The following is a 24283-nucleotide window of genomic DNA, read 5'->3' on the forward strand; positions in this document are numbered from 1 at the left end:
TCCATTCAAGAATTAATAAATAATTACTTCTGGGCCACCTGCATGCAAACTCTTACTCACTGCCACCACTCATGATGCTCATGACCGCTGTTGCCTGGATCTACGTCGTCGGCCTCATGGCGCTGACGGAACCGTCCATCGTCGCCGGGGTGATGACCTTCGTGCTGTACTGCGTCATCCCCCTGTCCATCCTATTCTATCTGACGGGCTCGCGGCGACGCAAACGCAAGGCCCAGCGTATCGCGGACATGCAGGCCCGCGCGCATGCCTCAGCAGACGATAAAACAAAAACGGCAGACACATAAGTGTCTGCCGTGCAGATTATTTGCGCCAGATCAAGCTGGCCTGTCTTCCCGTGATGCCATCGCGCCGGTACGAGTAAAACTGCGCCGCATCGCTGACGGTGCAATATTCCCCGCCCGCCACCTGCGCCACGCCATCGCGCAGCAGCATGGTGCGCGCCAGGCCATAGATATCGGCCAGGTACTTGCCCGGCTTGCCAGCGATGGCCGTGAACGCGGCGGCCAGTACTTGCCGCTCGGCATCATCGCGCGCGCCGTCTTGAAACGCCTGCAGCACGTCGTGCCCCACCTCGAATTGCTGCGGACCGATGGCCGGCCCCAGCCAGGCGAGGATATCCGTCGCGCCCTGCGCCCGCATCGAGGCCACCGTGCGCTGCAAGACGCCGTTGGCCAGGCCCCGCCAGCCCGCGTGGGCCGCGCCGACGACCAGGCCGTCGCTTGAGCTGAACAGCACAGGCAGGCAATCGGCCGTCATCACCACGCACACGGCGCCCGCCTGCGTGGCGATGCTGGCATCGGCATCGGGCACGCAACCGTCCAGCTTGCCGGCATCGGCCACGGCCACGCCATGCACCTGCGACAGCCAGGCCGGCTGCGACGGCAGCATGGCGGCCAGGCGCGCGCGGTTGGCGGCCACGTGCGCGGGGTCGTCGCCCACGTGCGTGCCCAGGTTCAAGCCACCGCCGCCCTGCCCGTCACCATATGGTGCCTGGCTGACGCCGCCTGCGCGCACGGTCGCCAGCGCGCCCACGTTCGCGGGCAAGCCGGGCCAATGGGGAATCAGGCAAGACAACGGTGCCGTCATCAGACTTGTTCCGGCTCGGGAATGCCGGCCGTGGCGATCAGTTCGGCGAAGTCATCGGCCAGCGGCACGATCCACTCGCACGCTTCCAAGGTGCCCGGATGCACGAGGCCCAGGCGGCGCGCCTGCAGCGCCTGGCGCGAGAACACGGACACCAGGTGCTGCTTGCCATACACATAGTCGCCGACCAGCGCAAAGCCCAGGTGCTGCATGTGCACGCGGATCTGGTGCGTGCGGCCTGTTTCCAGGCGGCATTGCATCAGACTCACAGGACGGCGGTCGAGTTCGCCGCTGCCGATCAATTCATAGTGCGTGATGGCGGGCTTGGCGGTGAAATTCTCCGACACGGCCATCTTGACCCTGTCGCGCGGGTGGCGCGCGATGGATGCGTCGATGGTGCCCGCCGCTTTCGGCGTGCCCCACACGAGCGCGAAATACTCGCGCTTGACGGTGCGTGCCTGCAGCTGGCGCACGAGGTCCGTTTGCGAAGCGAGAGTCTTGCCGACCACCATCAGGCCGCTGGTATCCTTGTCCAGGCGGTGCACGATGCCGGCGCGCGGCACGCCAGCCAGTTGCGGGCAGTGGTGCAGCAGGCCGTTGAGCAGGGTGCCCGACCAGTTGCCGGGGCCCGGATGCACGACCAGTCCGGCCGGTTTGTTGATCACGATGATATGCTCATCTTCGTGCACGATGTTCAATTCCATCGCTTCCGGCTTAAAAGCCTCGTCTTCCGGCGCGCTTTGCGGCAGAATGACGATCTTCTCGTCGCCATAGGCGGTCATGTTGCGTTTGGCAACTTTTCCGTCCACGGTCACGAAACCGGCTTCCAGCCACAATTGCAAGCGGCTGCGCGAGTATTGCGGCACCAGCTTGGAGATGACTTTATCGAGGCGGTGGCCGCAGGCGTCCGGCGTCAGTTCCAATGTAATCGGGGCCATTTCCTCGAAGACGTCGTCGGCGGCAAAATCGCCGTCAAACGCCTCTTCGGCAGCATGGTCAGAAAGGGAGTCAAACGCGGGGTCAGCCAAATTAGGCTTCGGAGTTAATATCACAGCATTCCCATCGGCTATAATCAGCCTATTGTAAAATCTTGGTTAAAACCTTCTTGCAAAACGTCATGCAAAAAAAATTATCGTTGGTAGTCGCTTCAGTCGTTCTGCTCGGCATGTCCGCTTGCAGCTTGTTGCCTGAAAAAGTGGATGAGACCAAAAACTGGTCCGTTACGAAATTATACTCGGAGGCGCGTGAAGAAATGGCCGGGCAGCACTATGAAGCTGCAATCGGCCTGTTCCAGAAGCTGGAGGCTAACTATCCTTTCGGCAACTATGCTCTGCAAGCGCAGATGGAGATCGCTTACGCGTATTATAAGTCGGGAGACCAGGCTCAGGCACTGGCCGCCGTCGAACGCTTCATCAAGTTGCATCCGAACCACGCCAATGTGGATTATATGTACTACTTGCGGGGCTTGATCAGCTTTAACGACCAGATCAGCTTCCTGAACTTCCTGTACGAGCAAGACCCGACCGAGCGCGATCCGAAAGCCACGCGCGAAGCGTTTGCCGCCTTCAAGCAACTGGTCGACAAGTTTCCAAATAGTAAGTACGCGCCCGATTCGCTGGCCCGCATGAACTATTTGATCGATGCGATGGCGAAATACGAAGTCCACGTGGCCCGTTATTACTACCGCCGCGGCGCCTACCTGGCCGCTGCCAACCGCGCGCAAACGACGATCAGCGACTTCGCCGCCTCGCCCGCCATCGAAGAAGCGCTGTTCATCATGTACCGCTCGTATGACAAGCTGGGCTTGACCGACTTGCGCGACGACGCCTTGCGCGTGCTGACCAAGAACTACCCGAACACGGCATTCCTCAGCCCGGAAGGGGTGAACAAGGAGCGCAAGTGGTGGAAATTCTGGCAGTAAGCTGCAATAAAAAACCGGGCTAGCCCGGTTTTTTTACTTATTCGCCCACCTTGCGTCTAAATACCCAGCTGGTGTCGTTCGACGCTTCCGGCACGAAACCGTAGCCATCGACGTCGAACTGCTTCAGCTCTTCCGGGTCGCGGATGGCGTTGACGGCCGCATAGCGGGCCAGCATGCCGCGCGCGCGCTTGGCGTAGAACGAGATGATCTTATACTTGCCGTTCTTCCAGTCCTCGAACACGGGCGCGATGACGGGCACGTCCAGCTGGCGCGGCTTGACGGATTTGAAATATTCTTCGGATGCGAGATTGACCAGCACCTTCGCGCCCTGCTCCCTGGCCGTGCGGTTCAGGCCGTTGGTGATGGTGTCGCCCCAGAACGCATACAAATCCTTGCCGCGCGCCGTCGACAACCGCGTGCCCATTTCCAGGCGGTGCGGATGGATCAGGTCCAGCGGGCGCAGCAAGCCGTACAGGCCCGACAGGATGCGCACGCGCGACTGGGCATAATCGAGCTGGGCCGGCTGCAGGCTGCGCGCCTCGAAACCGGCATACACGTCGCCGTTGAAGGCCATGATGGCCTGGCGCGCTTCGGCCAGCTTGGGCGTCCAGGACGCGTAACGGGCCACGTTGAGGGCCGACAAGGCGTCGGAAATGCCCATCAGGCTGCCCACTTCGGCCGGCGAAAACTGGCGCATGCGCTCGATCAGCTGGGCGGAATGGTCGAGAAAATCGGGGGTGCTGTGCAACGAAGTGGTTGGCGGCGTCTCCAGGTCGAGACTCTTGGCGGGCGAAAGCACGATCAACATAAATTATCACTACAGAATAGAATTGCCGACATGATACCTGCTCCACAAAAACTCGTCCTCGACACCAACGTTTGCCTCGACCTGTTCGTCTTCAACGACCCCCGCTGGGCGCCCCTGCTGGCGGCCATGGAAAGCGGCGCCGTGCAAGCCATCACGCGCGAGGATTGCCGCGCGGAATATCTTGTCGTATTGCACTACAAACACCTGCCGCTCGATGAAGCCAGCCGCGCCGTTGCCGCCGCCCGCTTCGACGCCCACATCACCGTGGTAGCGCCGCCCGTGTCCGGCGTGCGCCTGCCCGTCTGCACGGACAAGGACGACCAGAAATTCCTCGAACTGGCGCGCGACGCCAACGCCGACATCCTCATCACCAAGGACAAGGCGCTGCTGAAACTGGCCCGCAAGACGGCCAAGGCCGGCATGTTCAAGATCATGGTGCCGGAAGGCTGGAGCTTGGCAAGCTGAGCCATCGAGGCCTGCACGGAACGCCACGCGCTGCGCTAGAATGGGACATGATTCCACTTTCCGCACCGCGGCCCTACCGTTCATGAACAGCCCGTCCCTGCCCCATCTGACTCCCACCCTGACCACCCGTTTGCCAGCCGTCGGCACCACCGTGTTTACCCGCATGTCCAGCCTGGCGGCCCAGCATGGCGCCGTCAATCTGGGCCAGGGCTTTCCCGACTTCGGTTGCGACCCGGCCCTGGTCGAGCTGGTCAGCGACGCCATGCGCGCCGGCCACAACCAGTATCCGATGATGACGGGCGCCGCGCCCTTGCGCGTAGCGATTGCCGCAAAGATCGCCCGCCTGTACGGCCACGCCTATGATGCGGGCACGGAAATCACCGTCACGGCCGGCGCCACGCAGGCGCTCACCACCGCCATCCTGTGCTGCGTCCACCCGGGCGACGAAGTCATCGTCATCGAACCGGCCTACGACAGCTACCTGCCGGCCATCGCGCTGGCCGGCGGCGTGCCCGTGCTGGTATCCATGCAAGTGGGTGAGCAAGGCTACAGCGTGCCGTGGGACAAGCTGGCCGCTGCCGTCAGCAGCAAGACGCGATTGATCATCATCAATACGCCCCACAATCCGACGGGCACGATCTTGCGCCCTGCCGACGTGGCGGCCCTGGCCGACATCGTGCGCGGCACGCAAATCCTGATCCTGTCCGACGAAGTCTACGAGCACATGGTGTACGACGGCGTGCCGCACGCGTCCCTGAGCCGCAACGCGGAACTGGCGGCGCGCAGCTTCATCGTCTCCAGCTTCGGCAAGACGTACCACGTGACGGGCTGGAAAGTGGGTTACGTGGCCGCGCCAGCGGCCCTGACGGCGGAATTTCGCAAGGTGCACCAGTACAACGTATTTACCGTCAACACGCCTATGCAGCACGGCATCGCCGGCTACATGGCCGACCCGCAGCCCTACCTGGACTTGCCCGCGTTTTACCAGCGCAAGCGCGATCTGTTCCGCGACGGCCTGGCGGGCAGCCGCTTCACCCTGCTGCCGGCCGACGGCACGTATTTCCAGTGCGTGCGCTACGATGCCATTTCGCAAGAGACCGAAGCGCAGTTCGCCGAATGGCTGACGACCGAGATCAAGGTGGCCGCCATCCCTGTCTCCGCGTTTTACGCGCAGGGCAAGGAGTCGGGCATCGTGCGCTTCTGCTTTGCCAAGCAGGACGACACCTTGCGCCTGGCGCTGGAGCGCCTGCGCAGCATATAACCGAGCACTGAACATGGCTTCGCTGCGGCGGAGCAAAGGATGACAGCATGGTACAGCGTCGCATCGGCCCCGCCGACCTGGTTCCCGGCGAACCCCTGCCCTGGGATCTTTTTCTGGCGGACCATAGTGCTGGCCCGCAACTACGCAAGGGGCAGATCATCACGGACGGCACGCAGCTGGGCCGTTTGCTGCAGCTGGGCCTGTACGTGGGCGCACCGGACCAGCCGTCCGTGCTGCGCCTGCTGAACGAGGCGGCGCAGCGCCTGGAACGGCTGCTGCTGGACTTGCGCAGCGAAAACAATGCCGAGCGCGACGTGCGCGACATCGCCCGCGAACTGCTGCGCGCGCTCGAGCACGATGCCGACATCGCGCTGGCCAGCATCCTGCTCAACCAGATCGCCGGCAGCTACGCCGTGCGCCACTGCATCGAAACGGCCTTGCTGGCCATGCTGGTGGGCCGCAGCATGCACAAGTCCCACGATGAGCTGCTGCTGATCGGCGCGGCTGCGCTGACGATGAACGTGGGCATGCTGCGCCACCACGACAGCTTCCAGGACCGGCGCGGCCCCCTGAACGACGAAGAGATGCGCATCGTGCGCCAGCATCCGCAGGAAAGCACGGAACTGCTGCGCTGCGCGGGCGTCGATGACGAGGAATGGCTGAGCTGCGTGCTCTTGCACCATGAAAACGACGACGGCAGCGGCTATCCGCAGGGCCGCACGGCCGATGAAATCCTGCAAAACGCCAAGCTGATCGGCCTGGCCGACCGCTATTGCGCCCGCGTTTCCGCGCGCAACTACCGGCGTTCCATCGTGCCCGACCAGGCCCTGCAGCACATCTTCCTCGACCAGGGCGTGCCCATCGACCCGCTGCTGGGCGAACAATTCGTCAACTTGCTGGGCAAATATCCGCCCGGCACGTTAGTGCGCCTGCGCAGCGGCGAACTGGGCGTCGTCACGCAACGGGGCGCCACCCATGTGCACCCGCTCAGCGACCCGCTGGGCGCACCGCTGGCGGCCGCCGACCTGGCGCAGCTGCTGCCGCGCGACACGGCCGACAGCCGCTACGCCATTATTTCTTCGCTACACGAAGACGATGCCGGCCTGCATTTCAGCATGCGGCATGTGTGGGGAGATGAGGCGCGGCTGTAGCAAAATGGCGTCCCATCGCCGTGGACTCCGCGGCGAGCACCTTGGCCTGCCAGCGGCGCGAGAAACCGCGCCGGGGCTGGCTGATGCCGCCGAGCACAGGCTGCCCGGTTTCGCGGGCGCAATGGTCCAGGGCCTGGCGCAGCATGGTATCGACATTGGTCAGGGACACCTGATACTCGTCCGCCACCTCCTGCCGCGTTTTTTCTTCTATCCTCAGGGCCAGCAGCACGGAACGGTGCCGGTACGGCATGCGCTGCATCGCGCGCTCGACCGCGGCCAGGTCCGAACGGGCCAGCGCAATCAGGTCCGGGCCGGGAGCCGGATCCGTCAGGTGTTCGACCGCCGCCTCGTCGTCGTACTGCGACGAGCGCCTGCCGCGCAGCTGATCCATCGCCACGTTGCACGCCACCCGGTAGACATAGGCGTGCGGGTTTTGCACGGATACCGGGGTGCCGGCATCCGCCAGCCGCAGCCAGGCGTCGTGCAGGCAATCGCTGGCCAGGTCCGCGCAACCGAGATTGCGCAGCAATCGGCGGTGCAGGCGGGCGTAGTTCTCCGCCAGGAAATCGCGCAGCACGATGCCTGGGTCAGGCTCGCCGAACGGCCCTGCTGCGAGCGCATCGGCAATATTGGCGGCCTCCAAGCCATCCAGGGTACTCGGTTTCATGAGGTCTACCTCAGTGTTCGGCTGCAAGAATGGGGGGAACACCGCCGCCTGTTCCCTGCGCGGGGCAGGAAACAGGCGGGCACGCGCTACATGCCGCTGGACTGGCGCTCCTGCTGCAACTGGCGCAGTTGCTCCGGGCTCAGGCGCGCAAGCTGCTTGGCGTCAAAATCCCGCCCCACGCCAAGGAATTGCACCGGACTGGCAGGGTCGTAGGGAACGCCGAGGACGGACTGCAAGCCGGCCCGCGGTGGCGGCGGCGGTGCTTCCGCCTCCCCTTCCATGGGCTCGTTGCCAAAGCCGAGCAGGCGCACCGTGAAGATCGACGGCAGGCTCTGGCGCGTCGTCGTGCGTTCGCGCTGCAGCACGTCCTGCGCGGCGGCCGTCGCTTGCGACGCTGCCGCACTTGCATTGCTCAATGCGCCGACGTTCACCGCCGCAATGGCCGGCATGCCCGTCGACGCGCCCTTGACGGCGATGTTGGCCGCATTGACCACTTGCAGGGCCGCCAGGTTCACATTGCCCGACACCCGGATGCCCGCTTCGCCCGCGTCGATGGTGCCCAGGGGCGCGATCAGGTCGATATCGCCGGCCGGCACTTCCGGAATCGGCGCCAGCGTCGCAATCCCTGCGCCCGTGCTGGGCACCGACGACGACAGCCTGACGTTGCCCCACTGGTCATACACGCGCTTGGGCGGCGTGTACACGATGGTGGTCTTGGAACCGCGTCCCGCGTTGATATCGCCTTCGGCCGACCAGCCCATGACGTGGCCGCCGAAGGTGGTCATGATGCGGCTCTGGCCCAGCAGGATGCTGCCCTGCGCATACAGCGCGATATCGCCCTGGCCCTGGGTGATGACGCCGGGAATGACGCCTGCCACGGCCACGGGCGCCGTCCCGTCGATGCCGTAGACCTGCTTGCCGCCCGGGGTGAGCATGGTGATGTCGCCGCCGAACAAGGTGTTGACGCCGGCGGCGCCGTACAGCGTGATATCGCCCTGGTAGACGGTCTTGCCGCCCTGCGCATCCTGCGCCGGGAACAGCGCCGCGATGGCATTGCGGCCCCGCAGATAGCTGCCGGCGCGGGGACTGCCGGCATCGTTGTACTCGCGGCCGCCGGCCTTCAGTTCGGCAAAATACACATTGCGCGCATACACGCGCTGCTGCTCGGGGGCCAGCGCGTCATAGAAGGCCTGCGCGTCGCCCGCCGCGCCCGCATAGGCGTGGCGGTCGCGCAGCCAGTTCACCAGGTGCAGCTGGCTGGTCTGGACATAGTCCTGGCGCAGGTCGCGCCGGGGCTGGTCGGCGGCGGCATCGCGCCTGGCCTGCAACGCGGCCAGGAAGGCGTCCGCGCCGGCCTCGTCGCCCGTGTAGCCATGCTGTTCGCGCAGCCAGCCGGCCAGGGTCAGTTCCCGGCTGTAGAGGTAGGGCACCTTGCCGGGCTGGCTGGCCAGCGCGGCGCCGCTGTCCGCCAGATTGCCCGCGGTCAGGTAGCGCCGGCCAAAGCCTGCGTAGTCCGGTCCTGCGGCACCCACGCCCGCCTGCATGACGATGCTGGCGCCCGGACGCAGGTCTCCTGCTGCGACGGGACCGAGGCTCACGACCGAGGCCTTGTCCTCCATCAGGAGGTTGCGCCCCGCAGAAATTTCCAGCGTGCCGGGACCGGCGACGTTGAAGGAGCTGTAGAGGATGTCGCGCCCGGCGGAAACGACAGACACGTCGTTGGGGGCGTTGTGGACAAACAGGTTGCCACGGCTTTCCCCAATGGAACCCACGCTGTCCTTCATGGTGGAGCTGATGACGCCCGGATAAATGGTCGGCAAGCCCAGGGCGGTGCCTGAACTGACGATGTCCCGCCCCGCCCGCATCCACACGGGGCCTGCGGACTCATGGCGGACTTGCCCCAGCGGCGAACCGCCGAGCGTCAGGATTTCACCGCTGCGCAAACCAACGATGTCGCCATGCTGGGCGTAAAACCTGGCCGGCGCTGCCTGGGAAGCGGGACGTGCCGGATCGGCCGGCGTGCGGAAGGCAAACAAGGAGAATCCGGCACTGGTGGAAGACGATGTGGCGTCGCTGCCGAGGTTATTGACCTCGGCATCCGAAGCACCGGTCTTGCCGATAAAGGCCGGCGCAAACGGTGTCGGCATGGAGCCCGGGCTTTCACCCGACTGGTTGACCGCATAGCCACTGGCGTAGATCGAGTCCCCGGCCAGCATCGCCAGCCGTCCCTGGCTCGATGGCGCCAGCAGCAGCGAATACGCGGGATCGTTCGGCGGCGGGGCACTGCCCAAGGCGGACGGGCCCAGATAGATACTGCCGTTGGCGGCCACCGCGCCCAGTTTGGACGGGAAGATGAAGCGCCCGTCCGACGGGGAGTAGTTCAGCCCTGCTGTGGGACTGTTGCCGGCACTCCCGCCTAGCGACACGGTCTGCACGCTGGGCGTCAGGCTTCCGCCTGCGGAGAACAGGTCGATGGCGGTGCGCCCCGTCCATAACGAGAACCAGGTGAGCCCATCGGTCCCGTCGTTCCTGCCCTTGTAATTGAACGCCTGGGTGTTCTCGGTAGAAATACGTCCCGGGTCGCCCGCTCCCGCCAGCACCAGGTCGCCCCGGGTCGACAGGCTGGCCGTGGCATCGCCCAGCATCAGGGTGATCCCGCCGGTAGCCGTGCCCAGACTTGCGGCATAGGGCGAATAGGCCCGGCTTTCCCTGGCATCCTGCTCTCCGCGCAAACTGCCATAGTTCAGGGCGATACCGCCCAGGCTGCCTGCCTGCAGGTTCAAGGCGCCGCGCAGGTTGGTCAGCACGCCGTTGAGGCTGAGTTCCTGGTCCTTGTAGTCGGCCGACAGCGTGCGGCTGGTGTTGCTGATGCGACTCGCGCGAGCGTCCAGCCCGGGATTCAAATCGCCGCCCATGCGCACATCCAGGTCGCCGCCCCCCGTCAGCAGCAATTGGCCGTCGACCACCCGCCCGGTGCTGCCCACCGCCAGCACCAGGCCTTCGCTGCGCGGCGCTCGCGCCAGAGCGCCGCGGCGCGCCAGCATGCCGCCATCGCTGCCCAGGTCCAGCGTGAGGTTGCCGCCGCCTAGGGTGCCGATACCGGTGAAGCCCACCAGGCGTGGCAGCAGTTCTATCTGTGCCCGGTCCTCGAACAGAAGGTTGCCGCCGGTGCTACCCTTCACATATGTGCCAAAGTTGATCCACCAGCTGGTGGGGATGGGCGCGACACCGGCGGTGTTGCCCGTGCCTTGACGCCACAGCCAGTTCCCCAGCCTGTCACTGGCAAGCTGCGCGCGACCGTCGTTGGCCATGGCCTGGCCTGTGCGTGGCGCCCAGACGTTGCCCGTCAGGCTGGTGCCCGTGCGCAACAGCAGGTTGCCGCCCCCGTCGGGATACCAGGCGGCATACGGGCTGGCGGCGTCTTCATTGACGAGGGCTTCATGCGCCTTGGCGGCGCTGCCCAGCACCGTGCCATCGGCCGCCGTGGCGCGGGGCCGGTTGAAGTCGGCGGCGGCAGTGCCGGCGCGGGCAGCGCTGGAAGCGCCTGCGGTATAGACGCCGTACGGCGATTGCATCGACACCTTGCCCGCGGCGATCAGGTCCAGGTCGCCGGTGCCCGTGCGCAGCACGCTGAAATGCTGGCTCACCGGCGAAACCAGTTTGACCTCGCCGACGATCACCTGCTCCGGTATTGCCGGCGTAGGTTCGCCCAGGGCAATGCAGAAACCTGGTTCGCTGCAGGAAGATTCATCGTCGGGAAATACCGGCTGGCCGGGCACCTTATCGAAAAGTTCACCGAGCTCGTCCCACACGTACTTGATGCGCACGCACACGCCCGGCTCTTCGCAGGAACCCGCGTCGATGTCCGCCACCGGCGTACCCGGCTGGACGCCGAACAGTTCTCCGCCAAGCTGGTCCCAGTACCAGGCGCCGCCCGGCTGGGCGGGTTTTCCCGGGATGATTTTCTTGTCATGGGTTTCGTAGATGCCATAGTGCGTGTCGGCCAGGGTCAGGTCGCCGGCAAAGGCCGGCTTGATCGAGCGGGTATCGGCCGCCCGGGTATCGGCGCCCGACACCAGGCGCAACGACCACGACTGCGAACCTTCGGCCAGCATCGGCGCCACGGCCCAGTTCTGCCGCGCCACGGCGCCCGTCGCGGTGCGCAAGGGCACGGACAGCGCGCCATCGGGCAACTTGACGTCCGTGCCGAAAGGAATCAGCGCACCCACATGGAGTGCCAGGCTGCCGGCCAGCAGCACGCCGTCGGCCGCGCTGCCCGTCACGGACCCACGGCTGGGCAATGGCACGCCCGCCGGCCAGGTCATGGCGCGCAGCGAGGCGGCGCCCGCCAGCAAGGTGCCCGCGTCCAGTCGCGTACCGGCGGCCAGCACGACGGCTTGCTGCAACAGGGTGCCGGCGGCATACAGCAGCTTGCCGCTGCTGTCGTGCACGGCCGCGCTCAACACGGTGTTGGCCGGTACGCTCCATGGGGCGTCGAGGATGCCTGCGGCGGGCAGCACCGTGCCCTGGGCCAGCAGGGTGGCCTGGATAGGCAGCGGATAATTGAGGGTCTTGCCAGTGGGGAAGGCACTGCCATTTGCCAGCACGATGCCGGGTCCGGGCACGACCACATCGCTGCCGAACCCTTGCAGGCCGGGCGTCAGCACCCAGCCCTTATCGTCCGGAGTGGCCGGCGGCGGGGCAAAACCGTCGTTGATGCTGCCGTAGATGTCCAGGTTGCCACCGGCGCGCACCACCAGGCTGCCCACCTCGCCCGAACCGTAGACCGAGGTCTTCGGCGTGTTGGGGTTGACGCTGGCATAGCGCATGCCCGACAGGTCCAGGTCGCCACTGACGACCAGGTCGCCTTCCGTGACGATTTCAATGCCGGGGCGCAGGCGGAAGGCATCGCGGTAGCTGCTGTTGTTCAAGCCTGCCAGCTTGCCTCGCATCAGCCCGTCGTTGCCCAGGGCCTTGTCGATGAAGGTAGTGCCCAGCGCGTGTTTTTCATCGAGGTAATGCTGGTCGATGAGCTGATACGGCCGGCCGCTGGCCGACGGCGCGGTGCCGGCAGGTGCGTCGGTGTAACGGGCCACGGCGTTGAGCGCGATGGAGCGGGCACCCAGGATAGCGACACGCCCGCCCGCATCGATGGCCACGTCATCGGCATGCAGCCGTGGCGCGTTCAGCTCCAGGGTGCCGCGGGCCAGGCCGTCGTATTGTCCCGGCCGGTTACCCGGGGCGGCTGCAGTGCCGTGACGCAAGTCGATGCGCACGCCGTCGGCCAGGGTCAGCTGGCCGTCGCCACTGTTGAGCTCGACCACCGCGCGGTTGGGCGCGTCGATGATCTTGCCGTAGCTGTCGACGCGCAATACCGTGCCGTGGGCATCGAGCACGGCGCTGCCGGCCAGGGTCAGGCCCTGCTTGCCGGCCAGGCGTATGCTGCCGACCCGCTCGCCACTGGCATCGATGGTGCCCGTCACCGTCAGGCTGCCTTTATCGAGCGACACATTGACCTGGCTGGCCTTGAGTTCAGTGCCGATCTGCAGGTCGCCCTGCTTGAGCTGGAAGCTGCGCGCGCCAAACACCTGCCCCTGGTTCAGGCGCTGGTTCAGCGCGGCGAAATCCCCCACCCGCTGCGCGCGGATATCCACCCCGCCCGCCTTGTACGGCACCAGGGTGCCGCCTGCATCGTAATAGCCGCTGCCGGCGGCGCGGATTTGCCCTTGCAGGTCGATCTGCCCCCCGTTGGCGTCCTCGGCCACAGCCTTGAGCAAGCCGCCCTGGTTGGACTGGGCCGACAGGTCGATCAGCGCGCCGGCCGCCTGGCGGATGTTGCCGTGCCGGCTCTCCAGGGTCACGTCGCCGCCCCAGCTGTATTTGCTGACGTCGTTGATCTGCACCTTGCGGCCGCTGAGGTCCAGGCGCGAAGCGGCGCCCAGGGTCAGTTCCTCATCGGCGCCCAGGGTCAATTTTCCACTCGGCAGCACCACCGCCGTGTCGAGGGCCAGGCTGCGTCCGGACAGCAGCAGCTCGGCGCCCAGCGCGTCGATGGCCGCCGCATCGACCGGCGCCGCAGCGCCGGCCGGAGCCGCGACGGTCACCGCGCCCCCGGCAGTGATGCGGTTGACGGAACCGGCTTCGCCCGTGAGCAAAGGCGTGCTGATGGCCAGGTTGCCGCCGCTGTACGCAAAGCCCTTGCCCGCTTCATAGGCGCCCTGGGACTGATGCACGGCCAGGCTGCCTTTATGGTTGGCCGTGATGCGTTCGCTGGCGTTGAGCCTGACGTTGGCAAAGCCCAGGGTCATGCGGCCATTGCCGGCAACGCTGTCGGGCTGGGCGTTGCGGCCATAGCCAAATTCGATGCGCCGGGCTTGCAGCTCCAGGGTGCCGCTGCCCGTGCCCGCGCCATTGCCGATCACGGCCGGCGGCGCGCCGGTGTCGCCACCCCAGACGAGGGTGCCGGTCTGGATCAGCGCCACATCGCCCGCGTTGCCGGCACCGTAGATCGCCGGAGTGGTCAACAGCAGCTGGTCGAGCAGCGACTTGCCCGAACCGTCCAGCGTGCTCAGGGTCGTGCTGCCATAAAAGTTCAAGGATTGCCCGGCCGTCAGCGCCAGGCTTTGCAGGGCCGGCGCGCCGCGGGAAGTGTCGCCGCGCAGCAGCCGGTCCATCACTTGCTGGTTCAGGGTCAGGCCCGACGGCAGCACGCCCCGCGCGGCAGCGTCGGCCAGCGCCTCGGCGCCGCCGACGTTGATGCCGCCCACCGCCAGCGCCAGGTGGCGGGTGCCGAAGCGCACGCCGTCGTTCAAGGCAAAGCGGTTGCTGGTGGCAAAGGCAATCGAGCCGTCCGAATACAGCGACGTTTCGCCGCTGCAGGCAGCTGCATTGCACTGGCCGACCAGGATGCTGCCCGGTCCGATAAAACCGTTGCCATTGACGGGGGCCAGCATTTGCAAGCGCCCGTTGGAGACGGCCAGCACACTCCTGATGCCTGGCCGATAGATAAAACCATCATCCGAATCATAGGCCACCTTGCCGCGGCCCACAGTATTGATCGAGGCGCCTTGCTCGACCGTTATGCCCCCCCGCGGACCTGCCCGTCACCAGGAACACTTCCGGCGCCGCCAGGGTTGCGCCCTCGCGCACGGACACGGCATTGGCGATCGTGCCTCCCTTGTCGAATTCCGCGAAATTGCCGCCCTGGCCATACTTCACCGTCATTTCGCCGCCCACCACCAGACGGGCAGCCCCCAGGGCATTGAGGTCGCTGGCGCGCACGGACACCATCGACGGCGCCGTACTGGCGCGGGCGCCGTCGGCAATCACTTCCAGGTCGTCGCTGGCGAGTACCGACACCGTGGCGCCAAAGCCATTGTCGGCGGGTTTGAAACGCCCTTCCCCGCCAAAGGCAAGCCCCAGACCTTGTTCACCGGCAAGCAGCTGCAACTTCAGGATTTTGGCGTCTGCCTCGAGTGCGGCCCGCGGCACGCCCAGCCGAAGGGCGTCGGCGCGCACGAAGTCCGCATAACGGGTTTCGTTGTACTGGGAATAGCTGCGCAATACCTGTGCCGGGGTAACGATCACCTGGCTGGCCAGGCTGCCGCGTATGCCCGTCTGCGCAATGGACAGCACGCCTGCGCTGGACCAGGAGCCGTTGTTCATGGCCGACGCATGCGGCGTGGCGCCGGGGGCGAAGGCGGGCGCCAGGCCGTTGATCTCGACCCGGAAGGCACCCGGCAGCAAGGCGTACGTGGAAGGCAGCAAGGTGTAGGTGCCTGCCGCCAGGCCGGGAATGCCGGCGCCGATGCTGATCTGCTGCCCCGCCAGCGGCTGGCTCGCCCCCGCTTCGCCGCCACTGGGCGCTACGCCTGCCTGGGCGCCGGGGACGATGGCATAGACGGGGTTGGTGGCCAGCCCCGGCAAGACCAGGCGTCCATCCTTGCCCACTTGTACCAGCGGGTGGTAGCGCGCATCGGTGGAACCGCCCCGTCCGGAAACAAACGCCGCGCCCAGCAATTCGCCGCCACCGGACAGGTCCAGCACCGCGCCTGGCAGCACATTGAGCGAGCGTCCAGTCATCTGCACGCCAACGGCCAGGCTGCCCGTGTCGTAGGTGCCGCCGACGCCCAGCAACTCCACCTGCTTGCCGTCGTAGCGCCAGGTCACGCCGTCGACCGTGCCGCCATACGGCAGCACCAGCCCGCCGGCGCCGACGGAAGTCAGGCTGCCCGGCAACAGATTGACCACCTTGGTGGCGTGACGGATGTCCGCACCGACGCCCAGGCTGAGCTTGCCCATGGGGGCCCGCAGCACCCCGCCTTGTTCAATCGTCGAGGCACTCAGCAACAAGCTGCCGAACACGGAATACGGTTGCGCCGGAGCCGTACTGCCGACCCTGCCGATGCGCAAGGTACGCGCCGGGTCAAAGTCGCTGTTGGCGCCCATATTGCCTGCCGTGACCTCGGCAATGGCCCCCGTCGCGGGGTAGATCTGCGCCGCCGTCAGGTTCAGGTCGGCCTGGGTGGTCAAGCTGGTCTGGGTCTTGCTGGAGCTGCGCGCCAGGAAGCGCATGTCGCCCTGGCTGACCAGCTCAGTCTGGTCGAAGGCGCGGCGGTCGATACCATCGGCCAGGGCTTTGGAACGCGCGGCATGGGCGCCGACGCTGACGCCGTCACGCAGCTCCAGCACGTTGGCCGCCTCCACCCGCAGTACGCCGGCCGCGTCCTGCGTGGAAACGCCGCCCTGGACCGTCGGGCGCACGGCGCTGTCGACGCTGTTCTGGCTATTGTTGCCAACGCCGGCCAGCCGCACATGCGGCGCCGCCAGCAGCACCCGGGACTGCCGGGCCGCGCCATCGGCCAGGGCCATGGCTCCCGAGTACAGGCTCAGGCTCTGCCCCAGGCGCAGCGACACGTCGCCGTCAAAGCTGATCAGGCCATTGCTCAGCAGCGACAAGTTGTCGAAGCCCCCCGCCCTGACCTGGCTGGCCGCCAGCCGGCCATGGCCGTAGGCCAGGCTGCCGGCGGCGGATTCGGGGGTACTGCCGTTCGGCAACGACGAAGCGGGGCCGGCAGCGCTGACGATCCATTCACGCGCTTGCCGCACGCGGGCCGTGGCCGCATCGATGTAGAGCGGCGCTTCCAGGGCCAGGCTCAGACTGCCGCCTGCCGCCCCCGCACCGCCGCTGTTGGCCACGAGCGTGCCGTCCAGGTACACGCCATTATTGGACGCGAGGGAGATGTTGCCGCCACGGCTGGCGACCACGCTTGGGCCGCCGGCGCCGGGCAGGTCCAGCACCGCATGGCTGCCCGAGGCGTCGAGGCGCGCGCCTTCGCGCACCACCACGAACAGGTTGGCCGCGTCGGCGATCCCCGTGGCGGCATCGACCGTCCCGCCGATCGCGATATTGCCGCCCGACCCCACCGTGCCGTAATGGCGGCCCAGGCTGTCCACCGCGGTGACGGCGCGCGCCGCCACATCGAGCACCGCCTGCTCACCGACCCAGATCGACCGGCCATGGCCCTGGGCTTCCACGCTGTCCGACACGGTGGGCTGCACGCTGACGCCGCCCAGGGCGATGCTGCCGCCCCAGGCGTTCAGGGTGCCGTCCACGCTCAACTGGCCTATGCTGCGCACGCTGATGGACTGGCCAGGGTCGACGCCGATCCGGGCGCCCTGGCCGATGCGCGCCTGCGCCGTCCCCATCTGCGCGGCCGTCGACCACAGCGAGGTGCCCGCTTGCAGGTTCAGGCTGGCCCCCTTGCGCGGGGTCAACTGGCCCTTGACGGGGTTTTCCTGGTACTGGGGCGGCGTCCAGATGTCCAGCGCACTGCGCGGACCGGCGCCGCCCGGCACCTCCTGCGCGCTTGCCTTCAGGCGGTAGACGGGCGTAGTCACGTCGACCTGCGTGCCGTCGGCCACCAGCAAGCCGGTATTGCCGATGATGTCGTACGCGCCGAAACCCTTGTTGAAGAAACCGCCGCCGAGCAGCAAGGTGCCCGCCTGCGGGGCGACGGCTTGATCGCTGATCAGGACCTTGCCGGCCTGCACGCTCAGGCGCCCGCCGCCGCTGACGCCGTAGCCGAGCAGCTCGCCGTTCAATACCAGATTGCCCAGGCTGCCGGAGGTGCCGGCGTTGGCGGCCAGCGTCAGGTTGCCGCCCTTGCCGCCGGAAGCCCGGCCCGCGGCATCGAGTGCCGCGCCGGAGGACACGTCCACCCGGCTGCCGGCAGCCAGGATCACGTCGCCGCTGCTGCGCAAGGCCACGCTACCGCCGTTGAGGTAAGGCAAACGGCTGCCATCGCCGGCGTCGGGCAACTGGTTGCTCCACAGCCCGCTGGCATCGAGCGTCACCCCTTGCGCCACCGTCACGCCCGCCGCCGTTCCCGCCGGCGCGGCAAGCAGCGTGTCCTGGACCTGCAGATTGTTGCCGATCTGGTTCAGCACATTGCCCAACCGGATCGTGCCGCCGTGGCTCGTCAGGTCGGCGTTGACATCCACCTTCGGCCCATACAGCGTGATTTCGCCCGCATGGCCCACGGCCAGGTCGTCCTGGACCGCGATGCTGTTGCGCGCCGCGATCTTGATACCACCCAGTCCGAAGCCGTTCAAGCGCTCGGTGTCGAGGAACAGCGTGCCTTGCCGTTCCTGTGGCAGCACGGTGTCCATGTCCAGGCCGGCGGCGACTTTGCGGACGTCCTTGCGCAGGACGACGTCCCGCAGCGTGTCCGCATCTGCCGTCAGCTGGTATTGCAAGGTGGCGCTGTCCTTGACGAAGTACGGCAGATATTTGCCGACCGCCAGCTGCCCACCGCGCGCCACGGCCAGCTGCGACTGGTCGTATCCGTCGAGCCCGGCCTGCGCCGCCTGCGTCTGGCGGCTTCCCTGGAAGGTGTTGCCCGCGATGTCGCCCTCGAGCACCGCGTTCTTCGTCCCGACCACCAGCACGCCCGCATCGCGGCCCACCGTGTAGCCGCTTTCCAGCCGGCTCTGCATGCCGATCAGCGGATTGTAGTAATAGCCGGTCGCCTTCTCGCCCCAGCGTTCGTGCTTGTCCTCGAAGCCCTTGTAGACGCCCGTGTAGCGTTGGTCGCCCGGGGCCTGGCTGACTTCGTACAAGCGCCCATCGGCTCCCTTCAGCCAGGTCTGGCGGATGAAGCCGCTATGCACGTCGATCGTGCCGCCGGACAGGTTGATGTGCGATCCGGCCTGCGTGACCACCTCGTTGCCGCCGAAGTTCACCGTGCCGCCCTGTGCCATCCATTCGCCCACGGTGCGGCCCGCCGTGCCCAGATAGCCGCCCACCTCCAGCAGGCCGCCGGCCGTGTACCAGCGGTCGCTGTCGTAGCCGTTCGTGCCCTTGGGAACGAAGACGAGGCGGCGCCGGTCGATCCACGCGTCGTTGCTGTTGAGGCTTTTGCCATCCCGGTTGAGCGGCGCATCGCGCTGCTCGTTGCCCTGGATGTTGACTTCGACATTGTTGGACGCCATCGCCACGCTCACGCCCACGGCGCCTGACACGTCGAGCATGGCACGCTCGCGCACCAGGCTGCGGCCCGCCGCGTTGACCACGATCTGGCCGCCCGTGGCGAGCGTGAGCGAGTCGCTCTGGAAGTCGACCGTGCCGCCGCTGACGATCTCGATGCGGGACTGGTCGCGGCGGTCGGCCAGGGCCGCAATGTTGTCGGCGCTGGCCAGCACGGGGCTGCGCAAGCCCGCGCGCTGGCTGTCCAGGGCCGTCTTGCCGTCGTCCTCGATCAGCACGGCGGTGGCGGCGCCCTGGCCGAAAGCCACCCTGCCGTCCGCGCCGATGGCGTTCAGGTGCACGGTGCCGCGCGTGGTGACGCTGGTGGTGGCAAGGACGATGCCGTTTTGCTGGACGTCACGCCCTACCAGGGTCACGTCGCCCTCGCGGGCCTGGATCAGGCCGGTGTTGCTGACCTTGCCGGCCAGCTTGTCGCCGCTGAACTGCGGCGTGACTTCATTGCCGCGCGTGGTCGACGCCTGGTTGCCATCCGTGCCCACACCCCTCTTGATGACGAAACTGTTGCCGGCCGCAAGCGTGGTCTGGCCTTTCTGCGTGGCGATCTCTCCCCCGTTGTGCACCTCCTTGCCGAGCAGCAGGACGTAGCCGCCCCCTTCGGTGGAAGTCTTCGGGGCCTGCGTGGCGATCCGGGCGCCGGACTGGATCTCTACCTTGCCCTGGGCATTGGTAAAGCTGGGCTGGCTGGCATTGGCCGTGTAGATGCCGCTGCTCTTGAACTGGCCGTCGTCGATCTGGGCGGCGGCCGCGACGAGGTTGCGCGTATTGACCTGGCTGTTGCCATGGAAAACGATGCCGTTGCGGTTGACAATAAGCACCGTGCCATCGGCCTTGATCTGGCCCTGGATCTGCGAGGGGCGCGCATTCGGATCGTTGACCCGGTTGAGGACGGCCCAGTCCTTCTGCTGCCTGAATTCGACCGTCGTGTTGCGACCCACATTGAACGTTTCCCAGTTCAGGATAGCCTTGTCGGCCGTCTGTTCGATGGCGACGTTGCTGCGGCCGTCGACCTGGGAAAGCACGGGGGCATTGGCGTTGTGCCAGCCTGCGGTCAGCGAATCGGTATCGATCTTCAAGCCACCCGCGGTCATGCCGTCGGGAACGGATGCCCCGCTCGCTGCCGCCAGGCGGGCGGCGGCCTGGGCCGACTGCTGTGCCGCGATGCCGCGCGCAGCCAGGTTCAGGTTGCTGATGGAGCGCTGCAGTTGCTCGTTGGCCTTCTGCTGCTGCCCAAGCGGGCTCGTCAGGTTGGATGCGGGCAAACCGTTGGGCAGCCGGCCCGTCTGCGACGCCGTGTCCCGGACCGCGCCCTTGTCGGCGAACCACGCCGGACTGAACGCGCGCTGCGCATGGGCCGGCACCGTCACCGCGCCGGCGGCCAGCGTCAGCGCGATGGCCCGCGCCAGCGGCGCCAGCCTGAATACCCGGTCCTGTTTGCGTATCGTTTGATTTTCCCTGCCACTGCGCCCGCGTGTGTTCATGTAAGTTTCCGCCTGGTCATTGAGTCGATGCCGTCCGGCTGCCCGTCTCGCGCCGGCCAGCCACATTCATGAAGGCTTTCCCCATCGCAGCCGAGTAGCGCCGGCGACAGGAAGAGCCCCTATGCAAGGGTGACGAACCGCACCACGCAAATACCGCAAACTTTTTGAAACTTTTTTTGAAACCTGTGCGCACAGCGCAAAATACGGCGCACAAGGCCGGGCGACACGATGGAGCGCGCCGTTCAGCTCAAGAGCAGCAATCCCGCCGGCAGCGACCGTGCCTGCAGCTGAAACGATTCCTGCAACTGCCACAGCGCCAGGTCCAGCGAGGCCGTGAAGAAACGCCCGCTGACGGGCTTGTTGCGCACGGCATCGTTCATCAGCACCACGCGGCCGGCGCGGTAACGATTGATTTCGTCGAGCACGTCGGCCAGGGGGGCCTGGTCAAACACCAGCATCCCCTGGCGCCAGGCCGACACTGTTTTCGGGTCGATGCCGGCGATGTCGCCCAGCGAACTGGCGCCATACACCATTTGCTGGCGCGCATGCAGCTGACGCGCGCCGGCCGGATGCTCCACGCGGACGGCGCCGTCGATACAGGTGACGCAGACCTTGCCATCGAGGTGGCGCACTTCGGCCCGTCCGGATTCGAGCAGGCTACGGCCAACGCCGGCCACGACGGCAAAGGCCGGCCCTGCCGCCCTCAGATCGATGGACGCCTCGCCCGCGAGCAGGTCCAGGCCGACCAGCCTGCCGCCATCGGTCTGGCGGCGTATGCTGGTGCGCGTATTGAGGATGACGTCGACACCGTGGAACAGGGCCAGCGTGCGCTGTTCTCCAGGGGCGGTGCGCTCGTCTGCAGCCCACTCGTCCGGCCCCGGCCACAAGCCCAGGGGCGGATGGACCACGGCCACGCCGGCCACGGCCGCCGCGCCGATGGCAGCGCCGAGAAAAGCCCGCCGTCCATCGGACGCAAAGAGGGGATGGCGTGCACGCGCCGGCACGGCTTCCGGCCTGGCACGCAGCAACTCGCGGGCCGGGGCCTCGAGCGCATCCCAGCGCCGCTTCACGTCGTTGTATGCGGCCTGGTGCGAGGGACTGGACTGGACCCAGCGCCGGAACCGTTGCGCATCCACTTCGCGCGCGTCGCCCGAGGTGAGCAGGCGCAACCAGTTCCACGCCTGGGCTTCCAGGTCGGCGGACGAAGCGGCGCGGCTGTCCTTGGGCGGCAGCGTCTTCATCGTGTCAGGTCCAGCGGCCAGGCCGGGCCGCAAAGCAGGAAACCTGCGGGTTGCTGCGTGCTGCATGCATATGTTTTTTGCTCTCTCATACTTGATGACGAATGGCGCCCCGGAAAACCCGCATTATTTATGCTCCGCCGCCAGATAGGTGTCCAGGCGCTCATGGACGCGCTTCAATTCGTATTCGACCGTCCGCAACGACACGCCCAGCCGCTGGGCCGCCTCTTTTTGCGTCACGCCTTCCGCATGCACGAGCAGCGCGACGGCCCGGCGGCGCTCGGGCATGCGGTCGAGCAGCTGGAACAGGGCATCCAGGTCCGAGCGTATCTCGGCCGTGCGCGCCGGGCCGGGAGCCGGGTCCACCAGTTCCTCCAGCAATGCATCGATATTATCGCCGGACAGCAGGCGGCTGTGCCGGCGCTGCACGTCTACCGCAATGTTGACCGCCATCCGGGACAGGTAGGCACCGGGATTCTGGACGGGCCCCAGGTCTTCGCCACCCTTGAGGCGCAGCCAGGTGTCGTGCAGCGCATCGCCGGCATCTTCCGCATTGCCCAGCTTGCGCGTCAGGCGCTGCTTGATGGTGGCGTAGTGCTTGCCCAGGTAGTTCAGCAGGAAAAGCTGCGTGCCGTCGGACATGGCTAGCCCTCCCCCTGCTGCTGGCCGCACTGCGGTCCCACGCCGGGGGCGCTGGGCGCAACCATGATCGTCAGCGGCTGCCGCGCGATTGCCGCTGGCGGCAGGCGGCCGATGCGCACGCCGCGCACCGCGTGCAGCAGTGCGGCATCGCGGCGGGCATCGCCACTGCTGCCCAGCAGGCGGGCACCGCCGATACGGCCATCCGTCTCCAGGTAAAACCGCAGCAAGGAAGTATAGCTCCCGGGCCGGGTGCGCGCATCCGCGCAAAGCGCCTGCCAGATACGCATCTGCACCAGTCCCGCGTAGCCATCCTCGCTGAACAGCTCGGCCATGCCATTGCGCGGCAAGGTAGATGCCGGTGCAGCGGACGCCGCGCCCGCTTCTTTCAGGATGAACGTCTGGCCCAGGCCGGAGCTGCGCTTGTCGGCAACCAGTCCGGTACCTTCCAGCAGGATGCGCAAGGCCGCTACGGCCGAGTGAAGGCCGTGCACGGCCGTGGAAGTGCGGGCATGCACTAAGTCACTGGGAAACAACACTGGCTGCCCCGTAATGTCCGCATACTGGTTCAATGCCGCATACAGGGGCTGCGCCGGGATATCGAACGCCAGCGCAGACAGGGCCGCGTCAGAAACGGGGTGGGCACGCGCGGCGCCTGCGGGCGGCAGCCCGGGAGGCGCGCCGTGCGCGCTTTCTGCCGATCCGACAACCCCACCCAGCACCCAGAAGAGCACCCGCCCGCCAAAGCTCAGTGCGCCGGCGTACACGCACACCCCGGTCGATCGCGCCGCTCCGCGTTGCCGCGCGCGTCGTCACGCCGGCAGCGGTGCTGCACGGGCCATGGCAAGGTGACGGATCGAGTCGGCAAGGTAGGCACACCATTCGGAAAATGTGCATAGTGGCATTCAAATGTGACGGTGTCGTTACATCGATACCACGGCCTCCCCGCACTTTCCCGCATCCCCGGCTGCCGGCGATACGGCCCGCGCCTTTAGCTGCGCCGCTTCCCGCCGGGGTACACCAGCCCTCTTATTTCGATGATTTCAGATACGCGCGCAAGCCATGCGTGAGGACAAAGGGGTAGACGCTTGCATGGTCTTCGTCTTCGAACACGCGCAAGCGCGTCTTCAGATTCGGGAACTTGTGCGCCTTCAGCTTGCCGTCGAACTCGCGCAAGTCCGCCACCATGTCGGCGTCTTCCTCCGAACGCGAACGCTTCTTGCCCGGTGCCAGTCTTTCCAGGCCGCCGATGCCGAAGAACACGGACGCGGGCAAGTCCTTGTGGCTGGCCGCATACGCCTGTTCGCGGTCGAACATCACGCCGGCGTCGTACCACAGGGACGGGCTGCCGAGGATGTAATGCTCGAAGGTGCGCGGTTCCGTCAGCAGGAATTGCAGGCCCAGCAGGCTGCCGTACGAGTGGCCGATAAACACCTTGCGCTGCATGTTCGCGCGGTAGTGCTGCGCGATGAAGGGAAACACTTCGCCCGAGACGAACTGGCCATACGCCCTCGCTTCGCCGAATGCCGGCTGCCGTCCCGGCATGTCCGAACGGTAGTCGTGCTTGCGCGGCGTGGTGGGCGTGTAGTCGCGGCGGCGGCTGTACACGCCACCATCGCCATTCGCGTACGACAGGCCCACCACGATCACTTCCTCCATCCCCGCATGCTTGTTCAGGCGCTGCGCGATATTGCGCACGACGGGGAATGCGTAATTGGCATCGACGACAAACAGCACCGGATAGCGCTTGCTGCCCTGCCGGTAGGAATCGGGCAAGGCCACGTACACCTGATAGTCGCGGTTCAAGCCTTGCGCATGGATGTCGCGCACTTCCGTATTCTCAAGAACATAGCTGGCAGGCGCGCTGGGGGGTGCGGCAAGGGCGCTGTTGAACACGCAGCAGAAGGCGATCAGCAGGCCGGCAGGTTTCAAATTGTGCAATTTCAAACGGCATTCTCCAAGACAGGGTGATGACGGTCCCGCATGCGCATGCAAAACCGAAA

General features: G+C 66.6%; 15 protein-coding genes. 5 read left to right on the forward strand and 10 right to left on the reverse strand.

The features are described from left to right. Positions 1–71: 71 nt before the first annotated feature. Positions 72–305, forward strand: coding sequence for a hypothetical protein (locus GCN75_RS23830; protein WP_226941537.1), 234 nt, complete (start codon positions 72–74; stop codon positions 303–305). Positions 306–321: 16 nt separating this feature from the next. On the opposite strand, the gene pgeF is transcribed toward GCN75_RS23830, so the two are convergent. Both pgeF and GCN75_RS23840 read right to left on the reverse strand, forming a co-directional pair. After that, positions 322–1107 (reverse strand): peptidoglycan editing factor PgeF, encoded by a 786-nt coding sequence (pgeF, locus tag GCN75_RS23835; RefSeq protein WP_152284601.1) that lies wholly within the window; start codon positions 1105–1107, stop codon positions 322–324. Beyond that, positions 1107–2132 carry an RluA family pseudouridine synthase gene (locus tag GCN75_RS23840; protein ID WP_152284602.1) on the reverse strand — a complete coding sequence of 342 codons (1026 nt, stop codon included), beginning with the start codon at positions 2130–2132 and terminating at the stop codon, positions 1107–1109. Before GCN75_RS23840 ends, pgeF begins: the two co-directional genes overlap by 1 nt. Positions 2133–2221: 89 nt before the next feature. Here GCN75_RS23840 and GCN75_RS23845 point away from each other — a divergent pair, with 89 nt between their 5' ends. Next, complete coding sequence (locus GCN75_RS23845; protein ID WP_152258852.1) at positions 2222–3025, forward strand: outer membrane protein assembly factor BamD; 804 nt, start codon at positions 2222–2224, stop codon at positions 3023–3025. A 37-nt stretch (positions 3026–3062) separates the two neighbouring features. On the opposite strand, the gene yaaA is transcribed toward GCN75_RS23845, so the two are convergent. Beyond that, complete coding sequence (yaaA, locus tag GCN75_RS23850; RefSeq protein WP_152284603.1) at positions 3063–3833, reverse strand: peroxide stress protein YaaA; 771 nt, start codon at positions 3831–3833, stop codon at positions 3063–3065. Between the two features lie 30 nt (positions 3834–3863). Here yaaA and GCN75_RS23855 point away from each other — a divergent pair, with 30 nt between their 5' ends. The 3 genes from GCN75_RS23855 (at position 3864) to GCN75_RS23865 (ending at position 6710) form a co-directional block, all read left to right on the forward strand. Beyond that, complete coding sequence (locus GCN75_RS23855) at positions 3864–4298, forward strand: putative toxin-antitoxin system toxin component, PIN family (RefSeq protein ID WP_152284604.1); 435 nt, start codon at positions 3864–3866, stop codon at positions 4296–4298. A gap of 82 nt (positions 4299–4380) precedes the next feature. Beyond that, positions 4381–5559: a pyridoxal phosphate-dependent aminotransferase gene (locus tag GCN75_RS23860; RefSeq protein WP_152284605.1), complete on the forward strand. Its 1179-nt coding sequence runs from the start codon at positions 4381–4383 to the stop codon at positions 5557–5559. A gap of 47 nt (positions 5560–5606) precedes the next feature. Continuing rightward, positions 5607–6710, forward strand: a complete 1104-nt coding sequence (locus GCN75_RS23865; protein WP_152284606.1) for an HD-GYP domain-containing protein — start codon at positions 5607–5609, stop codon at positions 6708–6710. On the opposite strand, the gene GCN75_RS23870 is transcribed toward GCN75_RS23865, so the two are convergent. From GCN75_RS23870 to GCN75_RS23895, 7 genes are all read right to left on the reverse strand, one after another. After that, positions 6670–7377, reverse strand: a complete 708-nt coding sequence (locus GCN75_RS23870; RefSeq protein WP_152284607.1) for an RNA polymerase sigma factor — start codon at positions 7375–7377, stop codon at positions 6670–6672. The two genes, GCN75_RS23865 and GCN75_RS23870, sit on opposite strands and share 41 nt — an antisense overlap. A gap of 86 nt (positions 7378–7463) precedes the next feature. Then, positions 7464–14360, reverse strand: a complete 6897-nt coding sequence (locus GCN75_RS29650; protein ID WP_226941538.1) for a filamentous haemagglutinin family protein — start codon at positions 14358–14360, stop codon at positions 7464–7466. A gap of 40 nt (positions 14361–14400) precedes the next feature. After that, a complete protein-coding gene (locus tag GCN75_RS29655) occupies positions 14401–20403 on the reverse strand; it encodes a two-partner secretion domain-containing protein (protein WP_226941539.1) in 6003 nt (2000 codons plus the stop codon). Between the two features lie 242 nt (positions 20404–20645). Continuing rightward, positions 20646–21644, reverse strand: a complete 999-nt coding sequence (locus GCN75_RS23880) for a FecR family protein (RefSeq protein WP_193317632.1) — start codon at positions 21642–21644, stop codon at positions 20646–20648. A 123-nt stretch (positions 21645–21767) separates the two neighbouring features. Beyond that, positions 21768–22283, reverse strand: coding sequence for an RNA polymerase sigma factor (locus GCN75_RS23885; RefSeq protein ID WP_152284609.1), 516 nt, complete (start codon positions 22281–22283; stop codon positions 21768–21770). Between the two features lie 2 nt (positions 22284–22285). Beyond that, a complete protein-coding gene (locus GCN75_RS23890) occupies positions 22286–22798 on the reverse strand; it encodes a TonB C-terminal domain-containing protein (RefSeq protein WP_152284610.1) in 513 nt (170 codons plus the stop codon). Positions 22799–23309: 511 nt separating this feature from the next. Continuing rightward, positions 23310–24227: an alpha/beta hydrolase gene (locus tag GCN75_RS23895; RefSeq protein WP_152284611.1), complete on the reverse strand. Its 918-nt coding sequence runs from the start codon at positions 24225–24227 to the stop codon at positions 23310–23312. Positions 24228–24283 lie beyond the last annotated feature (56 nt).

The sequence above is a fragment of the Janthinobacterium violaceinigrum genome (assembly GCF_009208555.1).
Lineage (GTDB): Bacteria > Pseudomonadota > Gammaproteobacteria > Burkholderiales > Burkholderiaceae_D > Janthinobacterium > Janthinobacterium violaceinigrum.